The sequence below is a fragment of the Flaviaestuariibacter amylovorans genome (assembly GCF_039541815.1).
GTDB lineage: Bacteria > Bacteroidota > Bacteroidia > Chitinophagales > Chitinophagaceae > Flavisolibacter > Flavisolibacter amylovorans.
The window spans coordinates 324,544-335,408 of the sequence record NZ_BAABGY010000008.1 but is presented as its reverse complement, the minus strand read 5'-3'; the positions used below and the strand labels follow the sequence as shown (position 1 = coordinate 335,408).

5 protein-coding genes are annotated in these 10,865 nt (G+C 61.3%); 1 reads left to right on the top strand and 4 read right to left on the bottom strand.

The window, feature by feature from the left end:
* Positions 1 to 168: 168 nt before the first annotated feature.
* Positions 169 to 1,281, bottom strand: coding sequence for an MBL fold metallo-hydrolase (locus ABD937_RS15005; RefSeq protein ID WP_345256572.1), 1,113 nt, complete (start codon positions 1,279 to 1,281; stop codon positions 169 to 171).
* A 258-nt stretch (positions 1,282 to 1,539) separates the two neighbouring features.
* On the opposite strand from ABD937_RS15005, the gene ABD937_RS15000 reads away from it, so the two are divergent.
* Positions 1,540 to 2,322 (top strand): metallophosphoesterase family protein, encoded by a 783-nt coding sequence (locus ABD937_RS15000; protein ID WP_345256571.1) that lies wholly within the window; start codon positions 1,540 to 1,542, stop codon positions 2,320 to 2,322.
* Between the two features lie 92 nt (positions 2,323 to 2,414).
* Here ABD937_RS15000 and ABD937_RS14995 read toward each other — a convergent pair whose 3' ends face one another.
* The 3 genes from ABD937_RS14995 to ABD937_RS14985 form a co-directional block, all read right to left on the bottom strand.
* Complete coding sequence (locus ABD937_RS14995) at positions 2,415 to 2,864, bottom strand: hypothetical protein (protein WP_345256570.1); 450 nt, start codon at positions 2,862 to 2,864, stop codon at positions 2,415 to 2,417.
* Between the two features lie 266 nt (positions 2,865 to 3,130).
* Positions 3,131 to 8,242, bottom strand: coding sequence for a tail fiber domain-containing protein (locus ABD937_RS14990; RefSeq protein ID WP_345256569.1), 5,112 nt, complete (start codon positions 8,240 to 8,242; stop codon positions 3,131 to 3,133).
* A 132-nt stretch (positions 8,243 to 8,374) separates the two neighbouring features.
* Positions 8,375 to 10,777 (bottom strand): tail fiber domain-containing protein, encoded by a 2,403-nt coding sequence (locus ABD937_RS14985; protein WP_345256568.1) that lies wholly within the window; start codon positions 10,775 to 10,777, stop codon positions 8,375 to 8,377.
* Between the last annotated feature and the right edge of the window lie 88 nt (positions 10,778 to 10,865).

Below are 10,865 nucleotides of genomic sequence, written 5' to 3'. Positions count from 1 at the left end.
CAGGCCCATTTTGGACCATGGTGCAAAGTAGGCCGGCTAATTCGCTGGCCTATACCGTCAGGAGGGTATTTAACGCGCGCCGGCGAGCAGGCACCGTACGGCGATTGCTCCGGGCTTACCAGTGCATTCAGCACCTGCGTTGCGAGGGGAAGGCGCACCGGCCGCCCGCTACTCCCACCACCGCACCTGCTGAAAAGGCGTACCAAAGCGCAGCGGCTGCCCGATCATCGGCACCACCACGGGCGCCGCCGGGCGCGCCCGCAGCAGCCGCTGCACCGGCTCGTTCCACGGGTGCTCCGACTCGGCGAACTTGGCCCAGTGGATCGGGAGCAGCACGCGCGCGCCGAGGTCGGCGGCGGCCTGCGCCGTCTGCTCGGGAAACATATGGCTGTGCGGCCACTTCTCGTTGTATTGCCCGCACTCCAGCAGCGCCAGGTCGATGGGACCGTATTGCTTCCCGATGGCGGCGAAGTGGCCGCTGTAGCCCGTGTCGCCGCTGAAGTAGATCCGCCTGCCACCGGCCTTCAGCACATAGGAGGCCCACAGCGTTTCGTTGTCGCGGAAGCGGCGGCCGGAGCGGTGGAAGGCGGGCACGGCCATCACCGACACCTGCGCGTTGAGGCGCACCGAATCCTGCCAGTTCACGATGTGGAGCACGGAGTCGGCAAAGCCCCATTTCCGCAGGTGCGCGGCCACGCCGAGCGGCGCGATGATGCGGCGGATCTTTTTGCGCAGGCGTCGGAGCGTGGGGTAATCGAGGTGGTCGTAATGATCGTGCGAGATCACGACGGCATCGATGGGCGGCAGGTCTTTGGAGGGGTCGATATGCGTGCCGGTGAAGGCCGGCACGGCGCCCTTGTAGGGGCCCACGGAGGAGCGGAACACGGGGTCGAACAGAACGGTGGCGCCGCCGGCGCGCACCAGCACCGTCGAATGCCCGAACCAGACCACCTCCGCATCGTCAGGCCCAAGGGCATCCAGTCCGAAAGGGACTACCGGCAGCGCATATTCCGGGCGCGTCTCTTCCGGCCGCGCCATCAGGAAGCGCGCCATGCGGAGCACGGAGAACTTCTTTTTGCGCCGCGGTGCGGCAGGCCCGCCGAAGTAGTCGGGGTGATTGAAGAAGGTGCTGCCGTTGTGCTGCTTCAGCGTGCTGAAGCGTTGCCGCTCCGCCTCCGACGGGCGGTCGCCGAGCCCGCGCACGGGGATGCAGGAGGCTAGCGCGAGGCTGCACCAGAAGAGCAGTGGCGGCAGGGCGAATCGTTGAAAGAAGGTGCGCATGGTGATCAAACGAAGCTACGGCCGAAACGTTCGGGAAGGATACGGCACCTGCGCAAAACCTGCTGCTCCGCGGCACAGCTGCTGCGGTCTTCACGGAAAGGTAATGAAGGGCTAACACAGGGGTCACACACCCGTTGTTGTTTTGGAAAACAAACGCACGTGCACGCCAGCTACCCACAATACAACACGCTCCCGGCTTCCGGCCGGCGCTTCGTTCTGCGCAGCACCCGATTTAGCCACCTGAAAAAATACGTGCCGATGAAAAAACGCCGCCCACAGGCCGTCGTGCTTTCCGGGTTGCATTTAGGCTCCCGTGGCTGCCCGTCCCGCGAGCTGCTCCACTACCTGAAAAGCATTCGTCCGGAAACGGTGGTGGTGAACGGCGACAGCATCGACAGGGAATCATCCGGTACCGGCTTCTGGCCGGGGAGTCACCGGAAGGTGATCCGGCACCTGTTGGGCTGGGCCGGGAAAGGGGTGCAGATCTGGTACCTTCCCGGCAGCCACAACGATCCCCTGCGCCGGCTTGCCGGCTTCCGCTTCGGCAACATCCGCATCGCCAGCAAGGTTGCATTGGAGCTACCCGGTGGCCGCAGCGCGTGGTGCTTTCCCGGTAGTGTGTTCGATGTGTCGATGCAGCGGGCCCCATGGCTGGCCCGGCTGGGCGCCGCCGGCTACGGCTGCCTCCTGGCAGCCGGTCGCTTCGTCAACAGGAGCTTCCTGTCGGGCCGGGTGATCGACCGCTTCAAAAGCGCCGTCTCCTGCAGCAACTTCTTCGGGCCTGCCGCTGCCGCCACCGGGATCGAGCACGGCTTCGATTTCGTGCAGGAAGGCCCTGCCGGGGATTCCGGCGGGCGCACGTGGACCCTCGGCAACGGGCGGATCAGCCGGCTCCATCCGGGCAACTGGTGTGCCAGCCTTACGGCGCTTGAATTCGAAGACGGCGAGTGGCGCATCCATCGCTTCTGCGAGGCAGACGATCCGGGGCGTACCGCAGCGTCCGACCGCAAAGCCCCGGCTTTCGTGAGGCGTGAGGCGTGAGCGGGGACTTTCCTACAGGCGTCAATGTCCTTCTGACGCCTGACACCTCACGCCTGTCGACCACCTGCGGGGGGATCGATCCGGAGACGCTCCTACCCTCTTTTCCGGATCTTTTTGGCCACCACGAAGCCGGGCGCCGACACCTGTACGAAGTACTCGCCGCGGTAGTGCGGGTGCATCTTGAGCTCGAGGAGGTCGTTGGCGAGCTTGAGCTGCTGCCGTGCCAGCAGCTGTCCTTCCTTGCTGTACAGCAGCACGTCGAGCTTCCCGCTATAGGCAAAGGGATTGAACAGGTAGAGATCGTGGTTGAGCGACGGCGCGAAGATGAACACCGGCGCTTTGCGGTCGCACTGGCTGGCCAGCAGGCGCCGCACCGAGTCGGCGGGGCGGGCCGGCATGCGCGCTGCCCGCGAGGGGGCGGCATGCAGCTCGGGCACGGGGTCGCCATCGGTGGCGGGAGTGGCCTGCGCCATTCCGGCCAGGGGCAGGATCCAGAAAAGCAGGCAGAGCAGGTTGGAGGGCTGGTGAAAAAGGAGTTTCATATGCATCGTTTTTTATAGCGGTTTTTATTGGATCGCCTGGTCGTGAGTCGGGTACGTTCCACCGCGCCGCAACAACAGGTACTGCCGGGCACCGTGCACGTCACCGAACAGCATCGGTCGCTTTTGACGAACAATGCTTTCCCGTCACCACAAAACCCCGCTGCCTTGCGGCGAGCGGGGTTACTGCGGATTGTTGGATTGTTATTTTTCCGGGCGTTGTGGCGCCGGCTGCTGCCGACAACCGGTGTCCACGCCGGAGTGGTTTTTTAATTCTTGCTTTGCAGCAGCTTCTCGATCTTTTGCAGGCGCTCTTCGAGCTGCTGGTTGCGCTTCTCGAGCTGCTGGTTGATTTGCTCCTGCTGCTGGCTGCGTGTTTTCAGTTCTTCGATCGTTGCCTGCTGCTCCTGGATCGCTTTGGTGAGCACAGGAACCAGCTCCGTGTACTTCATCCCGTAATGCTCGCCGGCCGCTTTGGGAGCCACAACGGCTTCCGGCACGATCTGCTCCATTTCCTGGGCGATGAAACCGACCATCGGATTCGTGGTCGCCTCGCTTTTCCAGTTGTAGGTTACGGGACGCATCTTCATCACGTCTTTCAGGCCATAGCCCGAATTCCTGATGTTCGTCTTCAACCGGCTGTCCGAAGTCTGGATCGTGCCGTTTGCCGCATACACTGCCGACCAGCGGGCCGTGGGAAGACCCAGCATCAGGGCGTTGTCTCCATTAGGGGACACGTTGCCGCCGAATACGTGGTTCTCCAGGCCGATCACTTCATAGTAAATGTTGCCGGTGGCGTTTGCCGGTACACTATTGATGGCACCGGTAGTGGTGGTGATGCCCAGCTGCGGACCTCCGGCGGTGCGGATATAGGCACCGGCGGCATTCGAACGGAACACTTCCGAGCCGCTGCCGTTCTTGCTGTTCACGTGAAATACGTGGCTCGCACCGTTCATCACGTCATAGTTCAACTGGTTAGACGAGATGCCGAAGCCGTAATGGGCGGTGGTGCTGCCGCCATCGAACAGCGTCATCTTGGCCTCCGTGGCCGAGGGAGTGATGCTGAGGCGCGAATTGGGCGCGGTGGTGCCGATGCCCACATTCACGAGGTTGGCGCCAGTGCCGCCCAGTACGAAGCTGTTGCTGGCAGACACCGAGGCGCTATAACCGATGGCCGTGGCATTGGAGAGGGCGGCGCTGGCAACGTCCGCATTGGTGCCGATAATCACATTGTTCGAGCCGGTGGTGTTGGTATTGCCGGCATTCACGCCCATCATGGTGTTATTGGCGCCGGTAGTAGTGAGCAGACCGGCATTTACGCCATTGAACGTATTGTAGCCACCGGTATTGTCGCGCCCGGCATTGAAGCCCACAAATGTGTTAAAGCTCGTGGTGGTTGTTACAGAGCCGGCGTTCGTGCCCACAAATGTGTTGTAGTCGCCTGTTGTAAGGGCTGTGCCGGCGTTATTTCCGATAAGTGTGCCGGCGGTGGAGGAAGGGCCCAGAATGGTGATCGCGTTCGCACCGTTGATGAAGATCTTGCTTCCGGCCACATCGAGGCGGGCAGCCGGTGCTGCCGTGCCGAGACCGAGGGAGTCGGTGAAATAGCCGTTGCCGACCACATGGAGTTCTTTCGTGGGCGTGGTGGTGCCGATGCCTACTTTGATGGCGTTGACACCCGTACCACCGAGCGCCAGCGCATTGCTAACGGCCACCCGGGCACTGAAGCCGATGGCGCCGGCATTGGTGAGAGCACCGGTGGACGGGCCGGCATTATAGCCCAGTGCATAGTTGTTGCTGCCCGTGGTGTTGTGGTAGCCGGCCTGGAAGCCCACAAACGAGTTGTTGCCGCCCGTGGTGGTGCTGTAGCCGGCATCGTTGCCGCTGAATACGTTGTTGCTGCCGGTGGTGTTCAACCGGCCGGCCTGGGAGCCGAAGAACACGTTTTCGCTACCGGTGTTGTTGACGAAGCCCGCATCACGGCCCAGCATCACGTTGTTGAAGCCCTCGGTGTTGCCGTAGCCGCTGTTGGCGCCGGTGAACACGTTGTTGTAGCCCGTGGTGTTGTTGTAGCCGCTGTTGACGCCGGTGAACGTGTTGTTGTTGCCGGTCGTGTTAGCGTAGCCGGCACGATAGCCGGAGAACACATTCTGGATACCCGTGGTGTTGGACATGCCGCTCTGGTAGCCGGTGAATACGTTGTTGCCGCCCGTGGTGTTGTTGTAGCCGCTCTGGTAGCCGGAGAATACATTGAAGGAACCGGTCGTGTTCTTGTAGCCGCTGATGGCGCCGGTGAAGATGTTGCCGCCGCCGGTGGTGTTGAAGTAGCCGCTCTGGTTGCCGCTGAACAGGTTGTTGGTGCCGGTGGTATTGCTGAAGCCGCTGGAGAAGCCCGTGAACTGGTTGTAGGCGCCGGTGCTGTTGGTGAAGCCGGCGTTATTGCCCAGGAACAGGTTGTTGCTGCCCGTGCTGTTGCTTAAGCCGGCCTGCGAGCCGGAGAAATAGTTCTCGCTGCCCGTTGTGTTGGCCTGGCCGGCTTGGATACCAATGAAGATGTTGTTATAACCAATGGTATTGCTGTAGCCGGCGTTATTACCGAGAAACGTGTTGTTGGCACCGGTGGTGTTGGCCTGGCCGGCGTTGGAGCCGAGGAACACGTTCTCGCTACCCGTGGTGTTGTTGTAGCCGCTCAGCGGGCCCAGGAACACGTTGTTGGTGCCCGACGTGTTTTTGAAACCGGCCTGGTTGCCGGTGAAGATGTTGTTGCTGCCGGTTCCGTTGTTGCGGCCGGCATTGATGCCGGTAAACACGTTGTTGCTGCCCGTCGAGTTGCTGAAGCCGGCATCGTTGCCGATAAACACGTTGTTGCTGCCCGCATTGCCGTAGCCGGCCTGGGTACCGAGAAAAACGTTTTCGGCGCCGGTGTTGGCCACGCCGGCCTGGAAGCCGAAGAACGAGTTATTGTTACCCGTGGTATTGTTGCGGCCCGCCCCGCGGCCGAAGAACGAGTTGTTGCCGCCCGTGGTGTTGTACAAGCCGCTGTTGTGGCCGCTGAACGTGTTGTAGCTGCCGGTGGTGTTGGCACTGCCGCTCTGGAAGCCGGTGAACGTGTTGTTCTCACCCGTAGTGTTACTGTAGCCGGTCAAGTAGCCGACGAACACGCCCTCGCCTGCCGAGGTGTTGCTGTAGCCGGCCCGGTAGCCGCTGAACACGTTGTAGGCGCCGGTGGTGTTGCGGTAGCCGCTCTGGAAGCCGCTGAACACGTTGAAGGAGCCCGTGCTATTGGTGTAGCCGGCGTCGTTGCCGAAAAACACGTTGTTGCTGCCCGTGGTGTTTGCCTGGCCGCTGTTGGTGCCCGCGAAAATGTTCTCGGTGCCCGTGGTGCTGCCATTGCCGGCGCTCTTACCCAGGAAGATGTTGTTGGTAGCCGTGGTGGTGATGGCGTTGGCGCCGTCGATATGGATCTTGCCGCCGGTTACATCCAGCTTGGCGGTCGGTGTTTGTGTACCGATGCCTACGGAGTCGGTGCTCACGCGCAGGTAAGCTTCGTTCAGGCCGTTGCGTACGAACACACCGGAGTTGTCGGCGATATCGGAGGCCCTGCGCTTGTTGAGCACCCCACTCGGAGTTACCGTTACCACGCTGTCGGCCGAGGTGCCGCTGGCGAGGGTGGTGATGCGCGCCGTTCCGGCTACGTGCAGGGTGTTGGAGGGAGCCGTTACGCCTGTGCCGATGCCCACGTTGCCGCCGTTGATGGCCGTGGTGGATCCATTGATATTGGTTGCACCCGTGCTGTTACCTAGGGCCGTTGCACCTGTGCCGGTGCCGAGGTTCACGGCGCCAGCGCCGTTTACGGTGAGCGTGTTGGCTGCGGTGGTGCCAATGGTGGTCACCTGTGTCAGCGCGCCGCCCAGGGTCACGTTACCGCTCGTGGCAGAGAGGCCGTTGGACGCGGTCACCGTAGCGTTGGAGCCGGCGGCACCCTGAGGGCCTACCAGCGAAGTGCCGGCACCCCAGCCACCTGCGGTCTTCGGACCGTAGATCAGGTTGGTAGCCGTGTTGATATAGAAGTCGCCGAGGACGCCTTGCGTGGTCGGAGCCACCGTACCATTGAGCACCGTCTTGCCATCCGCACCTGCGGCACCCGTAGCGCCGGTAGCACCCGTCGAACCCTGGATACCCTGAGGCCCCTGAGCACCGTTGGCACCGTTGGCGCCTGCAGCACCCGTAGCACCCTGAAGACCCTGCGGTCCCTGGGCACCTTGGATACCCTGAGCACCCGTGGCGCCCGTAGCACCGGTTGCACCCTGGGGTCCCACCAGCGACGTGGGCGTACCCCAGCCGCCCGCGGTCTTGGGACCGTAGATCGTATTGGCTGTCGTGTTGATGAAGAAGTCGCCGATCGCTCCCTGGCCCGACGTAGGAACGGCAGTACCATTCAGCACCGTCTTGCCGTCTGCACCTGCGGTACCGTTCGTACCGGCTGCACCCGTGGCGCCGGTAGCGCCTTGGATGCCTTGAGCACCCTGAGCACCGGTAGCACCTGTGGCACCGGTAGCACCTTGCGGCCCTACCAGCGAGGTGCCGGTACCCCATCCGCCTGCGGTCTTGGGTCCATAGATCTCGTTCGTGGCCGTATTGATGAAGAAGTCGCCGTTGTTGCCTGTGCCTGCGACAGGAGCAGCCGTACCATTGAGTACCGTCTTGCCGTCTGCACCGGCCGCGCCCGGGCCCGCCGTCAGCTTCATCCAAACGGGAGCTGCCGAAGTGCCGGTGTTGTAGTAATAGCCGGCGCCATCGGTCAGCGCTGCATTGGTATTAAACACCAGCAGCGAGTTGGCAGGGCTCGGAATGGTCGTACCATCATTGATGCCCGTCAGCGCTACGCGCGGCAGCAGCACACCCTTGTTCGTGCTCGACAGATCGAGCAGGGCGGAGTTATCCGGCGTGTTGGTGCCCACCCCTACCCGATCCGTGCCCACTCGGAGCGTGGTGGCGTTGGTCGTGTTGCTGCGCACCCACGGCGAGTTAAAGTTGCCGCCGTAGAGCGGGTACCAGGCCGTGCCGTCCCAGTAGTAGAAGCCCTTCGTGTTGTTGGTGGCGCCGAGGTTGTCGCGCTGCAAAAACACGAGCAGGCCCCTTGCGCGCGCATTGGGGTTGCTCGCGGGGAAGGTGTCGATGCGCACCGTCAGGATACCGTCGGTGGCTACCGGTGCCTTGGGGTTCGACGAAGACACCTGCAGGCGGCCCATGTTGATGTTGGAGCTGTCGCCCGTGAAGTTCTTGTTGATCTGTTGAGACGTTACCTGCGCCTGCACCTTACCGTTACCCAGTAAGAGCCCGCCCAGGGCCAAAACCCCAAGTTTAGTGAAGTAATTCATATTGTGTTGCGTGGTGGTTACCATAACGGTACCGGTTCGTTTTTGCTGGACAATGAGCTTGGCTGTCGTTGTTCTTCCTGACTGAATTATGAAAAAAGGAACGACACCCTTCGCAGGCGCCGCTCCTGTTGCTTACATTTTTTCTGAGATGAGGCGCTCGATCTTCTTCAGGCGCTCCTCGAGCTCCTGGTTGCGCTTTTCGAGGGCGTCGATCTTCGCTTGCTGCTCCTGCACCGACTGGATCAGCACCGGCGTCAGCTTGCTGTAGTCGACCGTCCAGGGGCTGGTGGCCGCATCGGCGCCGCCCTTCGTAACGGCCTGCGGGTAGAGCTTGTACAGCTCCTGCGCCATCACGCCGGTAGAAAGGGTCTTCGATTTGTCGGAGATGTAGTTATAGTCCTTCACCTGGAGCTGCAGCAGCGTGGAGAGACCGTATTGCGTGCCGCGGATATTCTCCTTCAGGCGGGCGTCGGAGGTGGTGTTGAACGAAGTGCTCGTACCGTTCGTGGTAATAGATCCCACTCCCGTGCCGCCGTAGTAAAAAGAAGTCAGGGAGCCATCTGCGCCGGCCGGCTTGGCCAGGTGGAGGGGCGAACCATTGAAACGCTGCACAGCGATATAGCCATCACCGTCGCCACCGTGAATGTCGATGGCATTCTGGTTGGCGGTACCGTTCCAGATATTGCCGGAATAAGTATCCGCACCGGAGAAGAACAAGCCACTGCCTTTTACATGCAGCTTCGACTGGGGAGCCGTGACGCCGATACCGACATTCACCGCGTTGCCGCCGGTGCCGCCAAGGATCAGGGAGTTGGATGCCGATACTTTGGCATTGAAGCCAATAGCGGTAGCATTGCTCAGGTTGTTAACGGTTGCGTCTGCATTGCTGCCGATCATGATATTGCCCGCACCCGACACATTCGTGCTGCCGGCCTGGTTGCCCAGGAACACGTTCTCGCTGGCATTGGTGTTGGCACCGGCGCTGTAACCGCTGAAGACGTTGCGCTCGCCGGTACTGTTGGCTTCGCCGGCACCGGTACCGAAGAAGGAGTTGAACCAACCTGTGGTAGTGTTCGTACCTGCAAGGTGGCCAAAAAAGGCGTTCCCTGTACCTGTGTTTTTGTAGCCTGCATTATTGCCAACCAGGGTGTTCCAGTTGCCGCCGATGTTCAAATAACCCGCACGATTACCAACGTAAACGTTTTCAACACCAATGGTATTGCTGTACCCGGACTGGTAACCGCTGAACACGTTATGGTTGCCCGTGGTGTTGCTCAAGCCGGATTCAAAACCGGTGAACAGGTTATTGCCGCCCGTAGTATTAAGCAGGCCGCTTCGGTAGCCGTTGAACACGTTGTTGGAGCCTGTTGTGTTGCCACCACCGCTCTGGTACCCGGTAAACGAGTTGTAATTGCCGGTGGTATTGGTAGTACCGGAGCCGTAACCGGTAAACACGTTGCGCATACCTGTGGAGTTGTTGAAACCGGCGGCCGCACCCGCGAACACGTTCTCGCTGCCCGTGGTGTTGCTGTAGCCGCTGTGGTGGCCGCTGAATACGTTGCCGCCGCCCGTGCTGTTGCTGAAGCCGCTGCGGTACCCGTTGAATACGTTGGCGCCGCCCGTAGTATTGGCGTAGCCCGCCTGCAAACCCATGAACACGTTTTCCGTACCCGTGGTATTCGTAAAGCCGGACTGGTAGCCGGTGAACGTGTTATTGCTCGCAGTATTGTTCAACCCACTCTGGTAGCCACTGAATACGTTGTGGTTGCCGTTGATGTTGTTAAACCCGCTGCCCGCGCCGGTGAAGACGTTGCGGCCGCCAGTTGTATTGGCGTTGCCGCTGGCGTAGCCCACAAAGGTATTGTCGGCGCCAGTGGTGTTGGCAGCACCGGCACTAGCGCCGGTAAATACATTGTAGTAGCCCGACGTGTTACTTGTGCCGGCACTTTGACCCGCAAACAGGTTCGAGTAACCGCCTGTGTTGGCAGTACCCGCACCGGCACCTACAAATACGTTTGCTTGCGCGGCACTGGTAGTAAGTCCGTTGGCGCCATCGATATTGATCTTGCCGCCGGCCACGTCCAGCTTCGCCGTGGGCGATGCCGTGCCGATGCCTACGGAGTCCGTAGTTACCCGGAGCGTGGTCTTGTTGGAGCTGTTGCGCACCCACGGCGAGTTGAAGTTGCCGCCATAGAGCGGGTACCAGGCCGTGCCGTCCCAGTAGTAAAAGCCTTTCGTGTTGTTGGTGGCGCCGAGGTTGTCGCGCTGCAAAAACACGAGCAGGCCCCTTGCGCGGGCATTGGGGTTGCTCGCGGGGAAGGTGTCGATGCGCACCGTCAGGATACCGTCGGTGGCGACCGGCGCCTTGGGGTTCGACGAAGACACCTGCAGGCGGCCCATGTTGATGTTGGAGCTGTCGCCCGTGAAGTTCTTGTTGATCTGCTGCGCCGTCACCTGCGCCCCGGCCTCGTTGCTGCTTGCGGCGAGGAGGATGGTGGCGAGTGTCAGAACACTCAGTTTGGCAAAGTATTTCATATGCTGTTGTTTGATCGGGTTACGGAACCCGGGTGACTTATTGCCTGATGTTGCGGGAGCTTGCTGATCGCGGGCCTGCGCTGCAGGC